Source organism: Intestinibacter sp. (assembly GCF_022780145.1).
In the GTDB taxonomy this organism is placed as follows: Bacteria; Bacillota; Clostridia; order Peptostreptococcales; family Peptostreptococcaceae; genus Intestinibacter.
Window position 1 is genome coordinate 1 of the sequence record NZ_JALEXO010000062.1, and the last position, 19,413, is coordinate 19,413.

16 protein-coding genes are annotated in these 19,413 nt (G+C 30.2%); 4 read left to right on the forward strand and 12 right to left on the reverse strand.

Annotation, left to right across the window (positions count from 1 at the left end; all coding sequences use genetic code 11):
• The 8 genes from MR593_RS02385 to MR593_RS02420 form a co-directional block, all read right to left on the reverse strand.
• Positions 1 to 710 (reverse strand): hypothetical protein (locus tag MR593_RS02385; RefSeq protein WP_290686609.1); only part of this gene is annotated, 710 nt, incomplete at its 3' end.
• 1 nt (position 711) lies between these two features.
• Complete coding sequence (locus MR593_RS02390) at positions 712 to 1,041, reverse strand: PadR family transcriptional regulator (RefSeq protein WP_290686611.1); 330 nt, start codon at positions 1,039 to 1,041, stop codon at positions 712 to 714.
• 128 nt (positions 1,042 to 1,169) lie between these two features.
• The gene (locus MR593_RS02395; protein ID WP_290686613.1) at positions 1,170 to 2,747 is read right to left on the reverse strand and encodes a tetratricopeptide repeat protein; all 1,578 of its coding nucleotides are present in this window, start codon (positions 2,745 to 2,747) and stop codon (positions 1,170 to 1,172) included.
• 52 nt (positions 2,748 to 2,799) lie between these two features.
• Entirely contained in the window at positions 2,800 to 3,444 is a 645-nt protein-coding gene (locus tag MR593_RS02400; RefSeq protein WP_290686615.1) for a YigZ family protein, read from the reverse strand.
• Entirely contained in the window at positions 3,431 to 4,132 is a 702-nt protein-coding gene (locus tag MR593_RS02405; protein WP_290686616.1) for a HEAT repeat domain-containing protein, read from the reverse strand. The genes MR593_RS02400 and MR593_RS02405 overlap by 14 nt, the downstream gene beginning before the upstream one ends.
• A 2-nt stretch (positions 4,133 to 4,134) precedes the next feature.
• On the reverse strand, positions 4,135 to 5,421 hold the full coding sequence (gene hflX, locus MR593_RS02410) for a GTPase HflX (RefSeq protein ID WP_290686618.1): 1,287 nt from the start codon (positions 5,419 to 5,421) through the stop codon (positions 4,135 to 4,137).
• Between the two features lie 200 nt (positions 5,422 to 5,621).
• Positions 5,622 to 6,665, reverse strand: coding sequence for a hypothetical protein (locus tag MR593_RS02415; protein ID WP_290686620.1), 1,044 nt, complete (start codon positions 6,663 to 6,665; stop codon positions 5,622 to 5,624).
• A 17-nt stretch (positions 6,666 to 6,682) separates the two neighbouring features.
• Positions 6,683 to 10,465 carry an AAA family ATPase gene (locus tag MR593_RS02420; protein ID WP_290686622.1) on the reverse strand — a complete coding sequence of 1,261 codons (3,783 nt, stop codon included), beginning with the start codon at positions 10,463 to 10,465 and terminating at the stop codon, positions 6,683 to 6,685.
• Positions 10,466 to 10,566: 101 nt separating this feature from the next.
• Here MR593_RS02420 and MR593_RS02425 point away from each other — a divergent pair, with 101 nt between their 5' ends.
• Positions 10,567 to 10,833 (forward strand): cysteine-rich small domain-containing protein, encoded by a 267-nt coding sequence (locus MR593_RS02425; RefSeq protein WP_290686638.1) that lies wholly within the window; start codon positions 10,567 to 10,569, stop codon positions 10,831 to 10,833.
• A 121-nt stretch (positions 10,834 to 10,954) separates the two neighbouring features.
• Here the strand turns inward: MR593_RS02425 and MR593_RS02430 are convergent, their stop codons facing one another.
• From MR593_RS02430 to MR593_RS02445, 4 genes are read right to left on the reverse strand one after another with little or no spacing between them, the layout of a single operon-like run.
• On the reverse strand, positions 10,955 to 11,593 hold the full coding sequence (locus MR593_RS02430) for a TIGR01906 family membrane protein (RefSeq protein ID WP_290686624.1): 639 nt from the start codon (positions 11,591 to 11,593) through the stop codon (positions 10,955 to 10,957).
• A 53-nt stretch (positions 11,594 to 11,646) separates the two neighbouring features.
• Positions 11,647 to 13,197: an ABC-F family ATP-binding cassette domain-containing protein gene (locus MR593_RS02435; RefSeq protein WP_290686626.1), complete on the reverse strand. Its 1,551-nt coding sequence runs from the start codon at positions 13,195 to 13,197 to the stop codon at positions 11,647 to 11,649.
• A 43-nt stretch (positions 13,198 to 13,240) separates the two neighbouring features.
• Complete coding sequence (locus MR593_RS02440) at positions 13,241 to 13,963, reverse strand: zinc dependent phospholipase C family protein (RefSeq protein ID WP_290686628.1); 723 nt, start codon at positions 13,961 to 13,963, stop codon at positions 13,241 to 13,243.
• A gap of 9 nt (positions 13,964 to 13,972) precedes the next feature.
• Positions 13,973 to 14,734, reverse strand: coding sequence for an N-acetylmuramoyl-L-alanine amidase family protein (locus MR593_RS02445; protein ID WP_290686630.1), 762 nt, complete (start codon positions 14,732 to 14,734; stop codon positions 13,973 to 13,975).
• An 89-nt stretch (positions 14,735 to 14,823) separates the two neighbouring features.
• On the opposite strand from MR593_RS02445, the gene MR593_RS02450 reads away from it, so the two are divergent.
• The 3 genes from MR593_RS02450 to MR593_RS02460 all read left to right on the forward strand — a co-directional run bounded on the left by MR593_RS02450 (position 14,824) and on the right by MR593_RS02460 (position 19,385).
• Entirely contained in the window at positions 14,824 to 15,219 is a 396-nt protein-coding gene (locus tag MR593_RS02450; protein ID WP_290686632.1) for a hypothetical protein, read from the forward strand.
• 281 nt (positions 15,220 to 15,500) lie between these two features.
• Positions 15,501 to 16,394, forward strand: coding sequence for a SpoIVB peptidase S55 domain-containing protein (locus tag MR593_RS02455; protein WP_290686634.1), 894 nt, complete (start codon positions 15,501 to 15,503; stop codon positions 16,392 to 16,394).
• A 297-nt stretch (positions 16,395 to 16,691) separates the two neighbouring features.
• Positions 16,692 to 19,385, forward strand: coding sequence for a transglycosylase domain-containing protein (locus MR593_RS02460; protein WP_290686636.1), 2,694 nt, complete (start codon positions 16,692 to 16,694; stop codon positions 19,383 to 19,385).
• Positions 19,386 to 19,413 lie beyond the last annotated feature (28 nt).

Consider the following 19,413-nt stretch of genomic DNA (forward strand, 5'->3'; position numbering starts at 1 on the left):
TTGCCTAAATAATTCAAATCATCTACATTCGTCTGTATAAATGCATCCTGTTTCAACGAATCATTAGTATGTGAAATAGGAGAAATCAAAATTCCGCCTTTTCTATCGTATTTTCCATATGATTTAAAATACATCTTATAATCTCCATTTTCATAAGAAACCGATTTAATTTCTATCTTGCACTCACCATCATCATATATTATTTTACCTACATTGCTACCTAAATCATTCAAATCAATTTGCATTTCAACGTTTAAATTATATAATTCTCTACTTCTGACAATATATGAAGAGTCAGTTTCTAAAAAAGCCATTCCGTATCTCCAAATACCTATCGTACCATTTTTCCATAAAACTCCAGTTGCCACAAGTATTATAATAAGAAAACTCAGTAATCCAATTAAAATATTTTTTCGCTTCTTATTTTTTACTCTTTCTTCTGAAGTAACTACACTAGAAGATAAAGCATTCAGTAAATTTCTATAAAATTCTTCAAAATCTCCTTCATAAATCTCCTGAGGTTCTCTTCCTTCTTCTTGTGCATCAAATAGCAATGCCAATATATCCTCTAAAATTTCTTCTAATTGCTCCTTTGATTTTATATCCTCACTTAACATACTTTTTATTTTTTTATATTCTTTTACATATTTATCCTGCAAAGACTTCAGTACTTTTTTGTTTTCCTGTTTTAAATTTTTATTATTTGCCATGTTAAGCTTCCCCTTTCTTCATAATACTATCTACAATATCGCGAAATTCATTCCATACATGTTGAAACTGAATCAGTTCTTGCTCTCCCTTTTCACTCAAAGAATAGTATTTACGACTGGGTGCAGAACTCACTGGTACTTTTTTCACTTCAAATAGCCCTTGTTTTTCAAGTCTGACAAGCATCGGAAATATAGTTCCCCCTGTTAAATCACTAAATCCATATGATTTTAAGCTCTCTACTATTTCCTTAGAATACAGTGGTTTGTCCTTTACAACCATTAACACGCATCCTTCTAAAATTCCCTTCGACATCTGAGTAATATTAATCATAAATATCACCTGCCTTTCACGTTACTTGCATTGCAAGTATTAAGTATATTGTAATGCAAGTAACGTTATTTTACAACAAAAAAGCAGACTTTTTATTCTTACAAAAGTCTGCTTTTTATTATAATTTATTAATTTTTAATCTTTTTTTCCAAGCTATTTATAGTGAAAAAATCACTTATAGCATTATCATAATCTCCTACATGACAATAAGCATCTCCTCTTTTTTGATATGCATCGATATCTGAAGGATTTCCTTCTATTGCAGTAGAAAAATCATCTATTGCTTCTTTGTACTTTTTAAGATTATAATAAGCCAATCCTCTATAGTAATAATTTTTATTTTGACTGTCATCTAATTCAATTGCCTTATCAAAATCAGCTATAGCTTCATCGTATTTCTTTAAATCTAGATTAGCTGCTCCTCTTCCCATATAAACTATGTAGCTCTCGTATCCATGATCTATAGCTCTAGTGTAATCATCCTTCGCCTTTTCGAAATTCCCTATTAAAGAGTATTCCTTTCCTCTATTGCAATAGGCTCTTCCCACTTCATATCCCATCTTGATAGCCTTTGAGAAATCACGTATTACCTTTGTATGGTTTTCCATTTGACTATATGCAAGAGCTCTATTGTAGTAAGCTTCTCCATTTTTTGGATTTAATAATATTACTTTATCTAAATCCCTCACAGCTTTCTTTAAATTATCTTGTTTTAAGTGTGCAACTGATCTATTTAAATAAGCTTCTTCATAATTTGGATCAATATCAATAGCCTTATTGTAGTATTCAATTGCATTATTATTTTGGTTCATTTGACAATAACAATCTGCCATCCCCAAATATCCTTCTTTCATATTTGGAGCTAATTCAATAAATGTCTTATAATCTAATAAAGCATTTTTAAATTGTCTCATTAAATAATAAATTCCTGCTCTTTCATAAACCAATCTCTCATCGTATCTTTCAAGATTAATAGCATTTGTAAAATCCTTTAAAGCTTCTTTATATCTACCTAAATAAGCTAATATTCTACCTCTATTATAATAAGCACTTACATCGTTTTCATCTAATTTTAAAGCTTTAGTGTAATTTACCATAGCTTTGTCGTATTCTTTTAAATTACTATAAGATACCCCTAAATTATAATATGCTACTTCATATTTTGGATCTATTTCTAGAGCTTTTTTATAATTTTTTATCGCTAAATCATTATCACCTAATCTACTATAGCATACGCCTTTACCTCTATATGCCTCTTTGTAGTTTGGATCTATTTCCAAAGCTTTTTCAAAATCCTTTATGGCAGCATAAAATTTCTCAAATTTAATATAAAATTCGCCACGATAGTAATATCCATCGGCGCTATCTTTGTATTTTTCAATAATTTGATTTACGTACGCCATTTTTTCATTTATTTCAAATTCCATATTGGCGTGATTTAACATATCTTGTATGAAGCTTTGTCGTTCTAAATCCTCTTGTAATTTATTTAAATTCTCAACATTATTTTTTATAGCTATATTCTCACTCTTTGCTAATTTAAATATATTAACTGCTATGAAAACCATAAATCCATACATAAAACAGAAGATTATTATCTCTTCGTTTTTAGATAATTTCAAAGCAACTATAGCTAAAAATAAAATCCCTATTATAGCTAATGAAATTGCTATATGTTTTGATCTTTTAAGTCTTTCACTTTCCATCAGAACCATCCCCCTCAATAAATCTACTGTCAAAAGAATTTTGTCTACCTAATTATAAAAGGATTTTCCCATCTTTTTCTGATAGATAGAAGCTCTCACTTTCGCCTAGAGTCGCAGTTCCACTTGTTATATCTATCATTTTGGCTTTAAGTGAATCAACATCTTCTTCTCTAGAATAAACTATAATTTCTACCTTTTCACTGTATAAGGTATCTTTTATAGTGTAACCCATATTCATTATTTCATTTTGTACTTTCCCTATTTGGTTGTAATCTATAGTCACACTTACTTCTTTGTATTTTACCTTTTGAATAATTTGTGCCGCTTCTATTCCTATCTTTGCACCCTTTGTATATGCTCTGACAAGTCCGCCTGCACCTAGCTTGATACCTCCAAAATATCTAGTTACAACGACTACTACATCTCTTAAGTCTTCCTTTTTTATGACCTCTAATGTAGGTATACCTGCTGTTCCCTGTGGCTCTCCATCGTCGCTGTATCGTTGAATATTCATAGTTTCTCCTACAGTGTAAGCCCAAACATTGTGAGTTGCATCCTTGTGTTTTTTCTTTATTTGATTTATAAATTCTACTGCTTCTTCTTCAGATTTTATAGGCTTTGCATATCCTATAAATGTAGATTTCTCCACTACATATTCATCTGAGCCGAAGTCATGTAATGTCTTATACGTCTTCATAACACTTTTCTCCCCCTTCCGTTAAATATTTCAAGGCTAAAATAGCCTCATTATATGCTCTTATAACGTATTCCTTTTCGTTTGCCTTTTTATTTTTTATAAGTCTTTGCAAAATATCGACTGTCTTGTCATCTCCTACCTTGGCAAGAGCCTTGGCGCAGTACTGTCTAGTCTGTGGATTAGAATCGTATAATCCCTTTTCTAAAACGGCCTTGCTCTTTGGAGAAGATATTTTTCTAATAGCTGAATAGGTTATCCTTCTTACATCTGAATGTCTGTGATTTGTCAGAGAATGAAGTATTTTTAAAAATCTATCATCCCTAGTTTCTCCAGCTGCCCAAATTAAGACAATTAAATCATCTGCATTTTTTTCTCTAAGTATTCTTTTGTATAATTCTCTTTTAAAATTTAGCTCTTTTTCTTGATTTAGACTTAAATTTTCCATAAATTCAAGTCTAGAGTCCTTTCCCAATTCTAAAAATTTATCCAATACATCCTTTGAAGATTCTACTTTTTGCTTGTTAGCTGATTTTATCTCTAATTTTGCTTTAATTAATTGATCATTTACTTCTGCAATAGATATATTTCTGATTCTGCTAATTTGTGACACTGTCTTAGATTCAGTATAAAGAAGATATGTGATAAAATAATCCTCTAGATTGTCGATATTGCTCCAGCTTATGTCCATATCTATTCTTCTACTATATATCCTTTGTACATATTGTAATCCTCTTCATCTAAATTGACTTCAAGCTTTGTTCCATTTTCAACGTATTCGAAATTGTCTACATTGTATTTGTCTTTTATTTTGCTGAATATATTACCTTTATCATATGGAAGTAGTAATTTAACTTGATAAGTGTCTTCCATTAAAGCATTTTCTACTATTTTTAAAAGCTTATCCATATTTATACCTTTTTTGGCAGAAATATAAACTCTATCTTCTCTATTTCTTGGATAAATATCTAATTCTAATTTGTCTATTTTATTGTAGACTAAAATAGTTTTCTTATCTGATGCACCAAGCTCCTTTAAAACCTCTTCTGTAGTTTGTTTTTGAAGCTCGTAGCTTTTGTTTGTAGCATCTATAACATGTAGTATTAAGTCTGCATATTGAACCTCTTCTAGTGTAGCCTTAAATGCATCTACTAAATCATGTGGTAATTTGCTTACAAATCCGACAGTATCTACTACTAAAAAGTCTCTCTTATTTGGTAGAGTTGCTTTTCTCAAGGTTACATCAAGTGTCGCAAACAGCATATCCTTTACAAAGACTTCTTTTTCTGTTTCGTAGTCCTTATGTGTCTTTATTAGTTCGTTTAATAAAGTAGATTTTCCTGCATTAGTATATCCGACAAGCGCAACTATTGGAATATTTGATTTTAAACGTTGAACTCTTTGAGTTTCTCTGTTTTGCTTTACTTCTTTAAGCTCGCGTCTTATATCTGCTGCTCTATTTAAAATATGTCTTTTGTCTATTTCTAGCTTTTGTTCACCTGGTCCTCTAGTTCCTATACCTGCACCAGTTCTACTCATCGCTCCACCCATTCCGTAAAGTCTTGGAAGTCTGTATTTCAACTGAGCAAGCTCGACTTGTAGCTTACCTTCCTTACTTAGAGCTCTCTGTGCGAATATATCTAGTATCAAGGCAGTTCTGTCTATTATTTTTAAGCCTATAAGATCCTCTATATTTCTCATATGCGCTCCGGATAATTCATCATTGAAAACTACCATAGTAGCACCAAGGGCATAGCAATAATCTCTTATTTCTTCTACCTTACCCTTTCCTATGAAATAAGCAGCATCTCTAGTTGGTCTATTTTGAATTACAGATCCTACTACTTCTGCACCAGCTGCCTTTACTAGTTCCTTTAACTCCTGCATAGATTCATTTATATCAATATCGTCGATTTTTTTCACATTAGTTGTTATATTAAGGCCTACTAAAAGCGCCTTTTCTTTTTGATTTTCTTCCACGAAATCACCTCTTTTTAGTTATTTTTATAAATTAAGCGTATTTATATTTTCAGTCCTATTATATCCTAATAATTATATCATTAAACCATAAGTTTTATATGTATTTTTTTAATTTAGTTTATATTCATTCAAATTATACATTAACAAAACAAAGGAAGTATAAATAAAATCGTCTATACTCCCTTTAATCTATCTCAATATTATTTCAATCTTATTAATTCTAAATACTTTTTACTGTTAGGACTTCCGTTGCGTTCGGCTTTTTCTAATAGCTTAATTGCTTCATCTACATCTTTTTCGATTATTTTGCCTCTATATAATTCAAATCCTAATTTTTCTTGATATAGGGCATTTCCTTCATTTGATTTTTCTTTGTAGATTTCAATTAATCTATCCTTGCATCTATCATCTCCGCCATCGACAAGCTTTTCGTATTCAACTACCGCCATGTCTATTTGACCTGCTTCGTAGTATCTTTGACCTAATATGTAGCTTGCTTCTAATTCACCTTCATCGGATAATGCTTTTAATACATTTTCACTAAATTCGCGGTATATATTAGCTTTCGAAGGTTCTGCTTTAGTATATTGTACTATAATCTCTTCTATGAAATCTTTAAACATATTTTCAATATTGTCAAATCCATCAAAAGCTATTTTTGATGAGTCGATTTTTGCTGGTGCGAATTTAACCATTTGTCCGCTTTGTGTTTCAATTTGGCTTAACTTTTCTTCCATTGACTCTATAGTCTTTTGTTGTTTTTCTAATGCAGTGTTAAAATGCTCAGTCAATGCTTCATATTGTGCATCCATTTTTTTTAACAATTCACTTTGGACAAATGTATCAATCTTTTTATTAAAGGCAGTTATTTTCTTGTCTAAGTCTCTTACATTTTTTGATACATTGCTAAAACTTATTGCATTGCTGTTTTTCATAACAGATTGAATTTCTTCACTAAACTTTGAAATAGTTTCAATTAAATTTTCTATACCAGACAAATCCTCATCTATTGTCTTTAAGCCTTCTATCGTGCTCGTCACCTTATCCTTATACGTTTTTAATTCATCTATTTTTTTCTTAGTTAAGTCTATCTCCTTTAAATCATCTAACTTAGATATAGATTTATTAAACTCATTCAAACTAGTTTCTAAGCCATTTAATGAAGCACATATCTTTTGACTATTTTCATTAAAACTATCTATTGAATTTATTATACCTTTTGTATTTATTTCATTATTTGCCATAATTCTTCTCCCCATTTTTAGTTAAACTTGCTGTTTATATTTTTTATCATTTTATTTATGCTGTTCATTTTTTCTTGAATTTCTGATTGCAATTTTTCTGTTTTAAATATTTTATGTCTTAAAATATCATTTAGCTTATCGAATTTAGATGAATATTCATCGTATAAATCGCTAAAATCTATATTTTCTTTTTCTAGACAATTATAAAACTCCTTAAGCTGCTTTTCATAAGATAAGCTATCTATATACAAGTACATAATAGCAAATTTCGAAAACTCATAGGCTTTTTGATAATATCCTTGAGCCAACTTGTATTCGCCTATTTCAAATAACTTATCTCCTCTCTCTTCGTAATTGCCATCCTCTTCAAATAAGTCACATAAATCCGCCAATTTATTTGAATTCGGCTCTACACTTCTAATGAAGTAATTTTTAGCCACTGAATATTTTTCATCATTGAAGAACTTCATACCTAGATTAAATAAATCTATACTGTCTCCAACTATCTCTCCTAAATTCAAATCCTTAAAACAACTTATGCTTTCAATATATTTCAAGTCATCGCCTAGCTTTTCTTTGATTTCATTTAGTATTTGCGTTTCTTTTTCTTCTATTAAAACTAAGTTGTAGTTAGCTCTAGTTATCGAAACATAAAATCTATTGAAATAATAGCTGTAGTGACCTTCCTTTATATCTTCCTTTTTATATATTTCTTCGTAAATATCAGCGTAATCAGATAGTATATTATAAGCTATTATATTGTCGAATTCCTTACCCTTAAACTCTGATATTGTAAACGCACTTTTGCAGTCGTATTTTTCCTTTAGGTATTCCTTGCGTTCATCATCAGATACTATAAGTGCAACCTTTGCAGAAGCATCTATTTCTCTAAATACGATTTTTAGATTATTCTCTGTAGCTTTGAGCTGTTCTATTATTCCAGATTTATTGTTTTTAGTAACTTCATCTTGTCTATCTTCTTCTTTTCTCGCAGGAAGTTTTTCGTTGATGATTCCATTTACTATATTATTCATCTTCATTATATTTATGGAATTTCTGAAGTTTTCGTTAAGTCTTTGCACCTCGTATTTATATCCATATAGATAAAATAGCTTTGTAAGTCTACCTATTTTAAAGAAAGTAGGATTGATAATTTGATTTGGATCTCCGGCTAATAAAATCTTTCTAGTTTTATTTTTGCCGTAAATTTCTTGTTCTTTAGCCAATAAAAACAACATATATATTTGAACCTCTGTAAAATCTTGAACCTCGTCTATTACTACGTATTCGTAGCTTATAGATTTTTCTTGTATTAAACTCTGTAATTCAAATGCTATATCATTTATATCGTAATATCCATTTTCAACTAGCCAATCATTGTATTTCTCAGTTATAGAGTAAATAGCCTCTCTATCATCTTCAGAGAAGATTTTATAGTCCTCTACTATTTTTTTACTTCTTTTTATGTAATATTCTGATTTTACTATGTTAGATTCCTTCCTATCCCAATCGACATACATAGAGCCCTTTAGTATTCCGAATATTTCACTGTATATAATATTTTTTTCATTTTCGTATTTTTTGATAAATTTTAAAATATTATTGTCCCTAGAAGTTCTATACAACCAGTTTAAAAACTTTGTAAAGCTTTTATCGTAGGAATTTTGAGTTATTATTTTCGATCTGTCTATTTTTTTGTTGTTGTATTTATAATTAATTTCTGTACATATATCCTCAAACGTTCTTATGTCTACATATTCATTTAACTCATAGTAACTCTCCATGACCTTTGATTTTACATATTCCTTTAGGTTGTTAGAAAAAGTAACGTATAGTATTTTATCTGTTGTACCGTTGTTTTTGATTTTTTCTACCATATCTGGAATTAAACTTATAGTCGATAATGTTTTACCACTTCCAGCGATTCCAGATAATATAAATGGCTCTGATTTTTGTATAAATGAATTTATATTTTTTGCCTGCTCCTTAGTCAATACCTCTTGATATATGATTTCTTTGTCGTTGAAGTTCATAGATCTAAATGTCATATTATTTTCTTGCATATTGTTGTCAGAGGCAACTGTTCTAAGCATTGTCTTCTTACCTTTATTTTTATTTAAGCTTTTAAATTTATCTTCTTTATAGAAATTACTGTTGATTTTTTTTGATACCTTTAGAGCTTCTCTCTCTTGGTCGTTGTGTTTTGCTATTGAAAATAATATAATGCCTTGTTTATCCTTATTATCGCTATTAATATATCTTTCAAAATCAAACTCATTTTTCTTTGCGTAATCCTCTACAAAACAGGCTATTATTCTATCGCTGTCGTTTACCTTATTATTAAAATCGAATCCATAGATTTTATTATTTACACCTTCGTATTTTTTAAAACCTAGACTCTTGAAATTTAAAGCTCCATTTGTTGAATTTAGACATTTATCAATTTTAACTATTAATTTTTTCAAATCACTTTCTAGATTTTTATCAGTAACCTGTTTAAATATAGTTTGCTCTAAAAATACATTTATATTTAAGTCATCACTAAACAAGATATCATCTTCTAGCTCAATGTCATCTTCTACCTCTGCTATCACATCAGTATCGTAATCATCTTCTCGCATTTCGTCCATCTTATCTAGACTTATATCGTACTCTGTATCTATAGATTCATCAAATTCTTGGTCTATCTCTTCTTCATCGTATTCTATACAACTTTCTTCTATATAATCGTCTTTGGCATCATTATTTTTACGGCTTATTTCATTGCATTGTGCTAGATAAAATTTAGCATCCTCGTTATCTATACTCGCCAGCTCATTATATAATTTAAAAGCCTCTTCCTTATCTACATCTGTCCCTATACCATTTTCATAACACTGAGCTAGTTTAAAAGTTCCATCCTCATGATCCATGTAGTATAGTTCTTCATATATTGAAAAAGCCTTTTTATAATCTACATTTGTTCCAATTCCTTCTTCGTAGCAATGTCCCACTAAATACTTAGCGTCTTCATTTCCATTGCTCATGGCTTTTTTATATCTGTTAAATGCTTTTTTGTAATCCTGTTTTACTCCTATCCCATTTTCATAGCAATAGGCTACTCTAAGCTGTCCCTTATCATATCCTTTATTAGCACAATTTTTATAACAATCAAATGCTTTTTCAAGATCTATATCTGTTCCTATGCCCTGTTCATAGTAAACACCTAGACAATACTCTATACTGGGATTATTTTTATCCTCTATTGATTTTGCTATATTAAAGGCTTTTTCTTCATCTACATCTGTTCCTATCCCTTGTTCATAGCAAATAGCAAGACAAAGATTCGATTCTATATGACCTTGTTCTGCTGCTTTTTTATACCATTCAAAGGCTTTTTCTTGACTTTCGTCTGTTCCCAGGCCATTCATGTAGAAATTCGCTAAATTATATTGTGCTTCAGATAATCCATTTTCTGCCGCTTTTTTATACCATTTAAATGCTTTTTTATTATTTTCCTCGTTATCACTTTCCTTATCTAAAATAAAATAATAATTTCCCAAACAAAATTGTGATTCTACATCGCCTTCTTCTGCTTGTTTTTCTAATTCTAAAACTGTTAATTTCTTCATTTTTTTATTTGCAATTTTAAAATCCTTTTCATTTTTTAATTCTTTTCTTATATCTTTATTCTCTGGCTTTGAAGTCATTTTTAACACTTGCTCTTTAAATAGCTCTTCAAACCTTTTCATTTTAATTTTAAAGTCTGTCGTTATACTAAAAAACAACTCCATAGTCGAAGCTTCTCTAAAATCATTCATAGGCGCTCTCCTTAAAAATTTCTATATTATAAGTATAATAAATTAAGTCAAAATAGTATAATAAAATTATCTCATATTAAATTATAAATTTTGGAGGAAAGATTAAATTGAGTTACAGATTTTTTAATAATAATAAGTGTGAGTATTTTCCATGTCATAAAACAAATGACCCAGAAAATTTTAACTGTTTATTCTGCTATTGTCCTTTATATGCTTTGAAAGATAAATGTGGTGGTAATTTTAGATACACAGAAAAAGGTATAAAAGATTGTACAAATTGCACTCTTCCACATAAAAGGGATAATTACGATTATATCATCGGAAAATTTCAAGATATTGTAGAAATAACAAAACTAGATAATGAATAAAAAAATATGAGTTAGATGGATTTGCACCTTCTAACTCATATTTTTTCGTCTCATAGTTTTTGTTTCAGTCTTAACTTGATAAATCAATCATATCATTTATTTTATTTCGTTTCAATCTTTTTTAATTTTGGAAATTTATTTTTTTCAATAATCTATATAACAATTGTAGTATTATACTCACAATCAACATAATAATTAAAATTGTAATTCCCATATGCATAAAAAATTCTTCTGGCAACATATTAATAACTGGATCTAGCTGTGGATCGAAAATCCAATAATCATTGCTAAACATTATTTTATGAAATAATATAAAACAAGCATTAAAATTTATAGCTATTGGAATCGCCAGCAGCACTGGCAGTATTATTATTAATATCGATGAATTTCTTAAAAATTTAAAATCTCTTTTTCTAATCTGTAAAATACCTCCTATAATAGCTATCACTCCACAAATTATAGTAAGTAATTTTACATTTTGAAATATATCTCTAACCTCTTCAAAGTGAATTTTTCCAGGCTTAGACGAAGTAAGAGTTGGTAATTTAAATTCGCCTACATTTGAGCTTAAATTATAGTCGATTAAATAATCGTAGTTTTCTATAATTTCCTCCCTTGATAATCCACTCATAGACTCTATATTTAGTTTATCTATATCATTATAGTAAATATCTCTTATATTTAGAGTTATAATAACTGATGCTCCTATCATCGCCAACGCTAAGCATAGAGATACAACAATGTTTGATAACTTATTCAATAGTTATCATCCCCCTTCAGTTTACTCATTTTTCGATGTAAGTATCACTGATATTAAACTATTTTTGTAGTAAAATCTTCTATATTCCAAACATCATCTACTATATCTCCGTAGAATTCAGGCTCATGGCAAACTAAAAGCACAGTTCCTTTAAATTCCTTGATAGCATTCTTTAATTCGTCCTTTGCTTCCACATCTAAGTGGTTTGTAGGTTCGTCTAGCACTAAGAAATTTATGTCCTTTAGCATTAATTTACATAATCTAACCTTAGCTGCTTCTCCCCCACTTAGAACTCTAACTTGGCTTGTTATATGTTCGTTAGTAAGTCCACATTTAGCTAAAGCTTGTCTAACTTCGTAGTTAGTCAAGGCTGGATATTCTTGCCATACATCTTCTAGAGCTGTATTGTAATTTTCCATAGAGCTTTCTTGTTCAAAATATCCAACCTCTAAATAATCTCCTAGCTCAACTTCTCCTTCAAATGGCTTTATAATTCCAAGTAAAGTCTTTAAAAGTGTTGATTTTCCTATACCATTCATACCTTTTAGAGCTATCTTTTGTCCTCTTTCTAGTTGGAAGTTTAGAGGCTTAGTTAGAGGCTCGTTATATCCTAATACTAAGTCCTTTGTTTCAAATATTATTCTAGCTGCAGCTCTTGCATTTCTAAATGCAAATTGAGGTTTTATTTTTTCTTTTGGTCTTTCTAAGATTTCCATCTTATCAAGTATTTTTTGTCTTGAGTTCGCCATACCTCTAGTTGCAACCCTTGCTTTATTTCTAGCTACGAAATCTTCAAGCTTCTTTCTCTCTTCAACTTGTTTTTCGTAAGCACTTTCTTCTTGTCTTTTCTTGATATCTCTAAGTCTTACAAATTCGTCGTAATTTCCTTTATATCTTGTAAGAGTAGCATTTTCTATATGGTAGATTACGTTACATGTATTGTTTATAAAATCAACATCATGCGATACAAGAATAAAGCTGTTTTCGTATTCTTGTAAATATTTTGTAAGCCATACTATATGCTCCTCGTCTAGGTAGTTTGTAGGTTCGTCAAGTATTAGTATTGTTGGACTTTCTAATAATAATTTAGTAAGAAGTACCTTTGTTCTTTGACCACCACTTAAATCAGTTACATCTCTATCAAGTCCTATTTCGCCTAATCCTAAACCATTTGCTACCTCTTGAATCTTGGCATCTATTATATAAAATCCGCTGTTTTCAAGTATTGTTTGTATTTCTGCTGTTTCTTCAAGAAGCTTGCTCATTTGATCCTCGTCCGCATCTGCCATTTGATCGTACATTTTTAGCATTTCTTGTTCTAAATCAAACATATGCTTGAAGGCATCTCTAAGTACGTCCTTTATAGTCATACCCTTTTGCAAAACCGCATGTTGATCTAAATATCCTACTGTCGCTCTTGATGACCATTTGATATTACCTGCATCTGGCATTAATTTTTTTGTTATTATATTTAAGAAACTAGATTTTCCTTCTCCATTGGCACCTACAAGGGCTATATGCTCTCCCTTTTTAAGTCTGAAAGAAACATTTTCTAGTATTGTTCTCGCTCCGAAACCATGACTAACATTTTCTACTACTAGCATCTATTCACCTCTCATAAAATTTTATTTGTTCATATCTATACTATTATATTTGATTTTTGGGGTTTTGCATATATGTATTTTTAAAATACAAAATCATAAACCCAGCTGTCGTTCTCTGTGATAATTTCAAGGATTTTTCTGCAATTAAATAAAATTTTATGTTTAGATTTTTTATGTTTTTATACATATGAGCGGTCTTGATAGCATTTAAAGAATTAAACTTTATATAGCTCTCTATATTATCAAAAAAAATCGGTTCATCATATGTTTTAAATCTATTTATTTTTAAATAATTCTGTTTTACATAGTTCTCAAACTGCATATGGTTATTCAACAAATATCCCATAGCATGCTGTGGTACATTTACATCTTGTATCAAATGACAAACTGCTCCTAAGTAAAACATAGCTAGCTCCATGTTATTTTCATAAAAATAAGCTGTAGAGTATTTATAATATTTTATAGCCAAAGTAAGAGCATTATCCTCCATACCTGGAAGCCCCTTATTAGTATTTGCATTAAAAAAATGGCAATAAGATTTTAAGTCTTGATCAGCCCATACAATACCTTGATTTATTATGTTTGTATATTTATAAAAAAATTCGTAGACCTCATAATATTCATTGAACCATAGACTATTCATAGCATTTTCTTGTATAAATAAATGTACTCTGCAATCTGGCTTTAAAAATTTATTTTTAATCGGTCCTATAATATTAAATGTTTTCTCTAAAGCCCTATTACTTTTCCCCCATATTTTTGTCATGATATCACCTTATTTTTTATTTTTAAAATATTGATCTAATCCATCTGCAATACACTTCATCATTTTTTCTTGGTATTGTGGACTAGCCATGTTTTGATCTTCTGTGTAATTACTCATAAATCCCATTTCAACTAAGACAACAGGAACCTTAGACCAGTTAAATCCAGTCAAATCACTTCTCTCGAATATTCCATTTACTTTAAATCCGTTATTTTTCATATTCTCATTTACGTACTTAGCACACTCAGAGCTATCACTAAAAATGCCTGAAGTATACTGACCATCCTTTGAAGGTATCAAGATACAAGCTCCTGTAACTCCTGAATCATTAGAACCATCAGCATGAATTCTAACCACCATATCAGCATTATTTTCATTGGCAAATATTGCCCTCTCCATATTGCTGATATTTACATCATGACTCTCTCTAGTCATCAAAACTTTATATCCTCTGCTTTCTAATATATGCTTTAATTTTAAAGATGCCTCTAAATTTAATTCGTATTCTGGCTTTTTGGTAGCTATTCCTGCTGTTCCAGATGATACTCTTGCTTTATATGAACCTGAATCCGGTGCCATTTGCTCTGTATCTGAGTCACCCTTTAATTGATGACCTGGATCTATACAAATAGTGTATTTTTCATTTTGTTTTATAGTTACTGTATTTAAGTTTGAAACAAAATTCACTAAATTTTTAGTTTGATTTGATTTTGCAATTATTATAATTCCAGCTATTAATATAAAAACAATTAAAAATTTATATTTTCTCATACGACACTCCTCGATATTTTAATTTTCATTTAACTATTTAATTTCTCATATATATTTATATACATAAAATTTTATAGAGGTGATAACTCTTGAAAAATAAAAAAAGAAATTGTGACACAAAAAATAATGAACAATCTCAAAATAACAATACAAATTCTCAAAGCAATAATACAAACGAACAAACTCAATCAAAATTATGCTACTTCTCATCTACTGATTACATAGTTTTAGCTTCTACTCTAGCAATTGCATTGGGAGAAGAATTATCACAAATTGATTTAAATATACTGTCTACTTTTTTTGCTGTTTTATCAGATGAATTAGCACTGATTACAGCAGTTCAAAGCTGTAACACTGGAGAAGAAGAAATATTCGTCCCTCCCGTGCCAGATGTTGCAGTCACCTCACCTGATAACAAATCAAAATCTCCAAAACGAAAAAGATGTTCAAAAAAAATAGTTAAAAGAAAGATTAAAAAGAAATAAAATCAAAGATACTTAAAATTTTATTTCTTTTTATTTTTATTTTAGTTTATTTCAATAATCGATATTTATGCTCTGTTTATTTATGAAATCTACGGTTACCTTGAAGTTGATTTCCAAGCATTAAAAAATAACTTTTGCAAAATATAATATTAAAGCACCAACAAAACTAAAGAAAGAAGGTGTTTACAAGTTTGAAAACTAAAGCTTTCAGTAAAAAAACAAAATGGTGTAACTTAAATAATTTATTTTTAATTTGTACTATCCTTTTACTATATTTTTTCATGAATAGTGTAAATTATGCATATTCATTTGAAAAAAACGACGAAAAATATTTAATACCTATTGGAAAAGTAATACAGATAGATGGAGAGCTAGAAAATTTAATTGTAAGAAATGAAGTTAAAGGCTGTCCATTAAAAAGCGGTGATTTAATACTAGAAGCACAGGAAATTCCAATAAAAGATTTTTGTCAGCTATCGGATGTATTTTTTTCTTCATCTGATGAGAATTTTAAAATTAAAATCAAAAGAGGAAATCAAATAAAAAACGTAATTTGCAACAGAGAAGCTCTGAAAAAAATCAACTTCAACAACGCCATCTCAGGATTTGCGACTTTAACGTATATAAATCCTGAAAATAACGAATTTGGGGCTGTAGGGCACTCCATAAATATAGGAAATACAAAGCAAATACCAATTAAATACGGTAGTATCTCTACAACCACAAATTTAGATATAGAAAAATCATCTCGAGGAAGCGTAGGATGTATAAATGCTAATAAAAATTATATAATTGGTAATTTTAATAAAAACACAGAATACGGAATAAAAGGCTTTACTAAAAACATAGATTTTTCTTATGAAGATAAATATAAAGTAGCTGATTTAGACGAAGTAAAATTAGGAAAAGCACAAATAATATTGCAAAATACACAAAATAAATGCATAAAATACGATATTGAAATATTAAAAATTGAAAATCAATATTCTCCAGCACCTAAAACATTTAAAATAAAAATTACAGATAAAAATTTATTAAAAGAAACTGGAGGAATTGTCCAAGGTATGAGCGGTACGCCAATTGTCCAAAATGGTAAAATAATAGGAGCTATATCCCATGCCCTAGAAAACAATCCTGAAGTAGGATATGGCGTTTATATAAAATGGATGCTGTAAAAACAAAATATCTAAAAATAATCTCTGTATATATTTCAGAGATTATTTTTAGTAGTCATAACAAATATAAGCCTATACATATTTATTTTATAGAAGTAAAAAAATCCTTATTCTTTTTTAGCTACCAATTAGATATCACTTAATAATATTAATTATTATTGTTGAATTTAGTATTTTAAGGATATAATTATATAATAAGGGGAGGTATATTTACTTACGTATTTCTTACAAATTTTTATTAACTATAAAAAGCACTTAAAATATGTTATAATTATGCATTAAGTAAGGAGGTATATAATGAGCAGAGATAATGATGATAAAAATAAAATCAGAAGAAGAAAAGTTAGTTCTTCCAAAACTGATGTAACTAAAAACACATCTAAAAATGATTATAAAAAAGTTTCATCAAAACCTAAAAAGCACAGAAAAAGAAGTAAAATTAAAATTTTTGGTATACTAATTTTATTTATGTTGGTAACAGGTGTTGCTGTCGGTTCAGCACTAGTTTTCTCATCTTTAAGAGATACCGCTGTAGTTACTAAAGGTGTACTTGATCAAAAAACTTACAGTAAAACTGTCTTAAAATACGCAGATGGTGGTACTTTGGCAGAAGCTGAAACAGGAGATAAAAAGGAGCCTCTTAAGAAGTTAAATAATGAAACTGTTAAAAAAGCCCTTATATCGATTGAAGATGCCAGATTTTATGAACATAACGGTGTCGATATAAAAGGTCTATTTAGATCTGTTGTAAAAACTCTCCTTGGACAAAAACAAGGTGGTAGTACAATACCTATGCAGGTCTCAAAACTACTTTTAACCTCTCAAGATCAAACCCTAACTCGTAAAATAAAGGATATTTACTACGCTTACGAAATGAGTAAAACTGTAACCAAAGACGATATCTTGCTTACATACTTAAACAACATGTTTGTAGGTAATAGTTTTTATGGAATTGAAGCCGCTTCACAAGGGTATTTCAACAAAGCAGCTGAAAAGCTTACATTACCTGAAGCAGCTATGTTAGTTGGTGCAACAAATAACCCATCAAGATATGCGCCTTATACTAAAATTAAGTTAGATGGTTCTGAACAAAGATCCGATTTAGAAAACAAATTATTATTTTATTCTCATACTTCAAATGATGGATTTGACGATCCTACTCAAGTAGAATTAAATATGATAGATAAATTATATTCTTGGGGCTTGATTACTGACTACGATACATATATCCAACTAAAGAAGGGTACTATGGTAGTTAGAAAAGCTGTATTAAACGAAAATGCTGTCGGTAGAGCTAGAACAGTCCTTAAGAAAATGCTAGAAAATGAGTATATATCTCAAAGTGAATACGACCAAGCATGTATTGATGCAGCAAATGTTAAAATAGAAATACCTAAATCTATCGAAACTATAGTTTCTACAGTTGAAGATTATGTATATGAAGAAGTTATAGAAGCCTTAAAAGATCAAGGATACACTCGAGAAGAAGCTAATAACTTATATTATAATGGTGGTTTACAAATCCAAACTACTATAGATTCTAATATGCAAGCTGAGCTTGAATCACAATATAATAATAGTTCCAACTTCCCTGTAAACTCTGGTACTGATGTAAATGGTATAATGCAACCACAATCTGCCATGGTTATAATGGACTACCATAATGGTCAAATTAAATCTCTAATCGGTGGTAGAAATGTAAAAGGTAAGAGAACATTAAATAGAGCTACTAGCCCTTCTCAACCAGGTTCTGCAATTAAACCACTTTCTATCTATACACCTGCTATAGATACATTGGAGATGACTCAATCATCAGTATTTAGTGATGCTAGAGGTGGATATAAATTTGCTAAAAACCAAAAATGGAATCCATCTACAACTACTGCAGGTGCTGGAAATATGAGTTTACGTTTAGGTATGGCAAAATCTTCTAATACAGTTGCTGTAAAAGTCGCTGAAAGCTTAGGCGATGATTACGATGAATGTATAGATGTAATGATAGATTACCTTAAGAATTTTGGTATAACTAGTGTTGTAGATAGTAAAACAAATAATTCTGCTACTACTGATAGAACATTCCCTTCTTTAACATTAGGAGGTATGGCTTATGGTATTTCTCCACTTGAAATGTCAGCAGCCTATGGTGCTTTAGCTAATGGTGGTGTTTATATAGAACCTACTGTATTCACTACAGTTAGTACTTATAGTGGCGAATTAATTGTAAAGGCTAATCCAGAAGAACACAGAGTTGTCGATGAAGAAGTAGCTTATGTAATGACAGATATGCTTAAAGCAGTAGTTACAGAAGGTACTGGTTCTAATGCTTCTATAGGAAGTATGCCTGTTGCTGGTAAAACTGGTACTACTAATAATAAATACTGTGTATGGTTTGTCGGATATACTCCATATTATGTCGGTGCTACTTATATAGCAGATGACCCAGGTCGAAAAGACGCTAATGGAAATGTAATAAAAATGCGTTCTGTAGAGGGATCTAGTCCTGTAGCCGCTTCATTATGGGCTAGTGTTATGAAGCCTATACATGAAAATCTAGAAGTAATTGATTTTGAAGCCCCAGCTGGAATAAACTTCTACAAAATTAATTTAACAGATGGCGGAATATCTACTTACGGTTCTAAGGCAGCCTTTGTAAAAGGAACTTCTCCAACTAGAACAAGTAGCTATCAAGCTCCTGTACAAAATAATACTGGCACAGCTACACAACAACCACCTAATGAAACACCTGCTGGTGACGGAGACAACCCACCTACTAATAACGATACTGGTGAAACCGGTGGTACTGGCGAAACTGGCGGTGGTACTGGTGAAACTGGTGGTGGCACTGGCGAAACTGGCGGTGGTACTGGCGAAACCGGTGGTGGTACTGGTGAAACCGGTGGTGGCACTGGCGAAACTGGCGGTGGTACTGGTGAAACTGGCGGTGGTACTGGTGAAACTGGTGGTGGCACTGGAACTCCAACCACACCTTAATATTAAAATAATATAATTTAACATATCA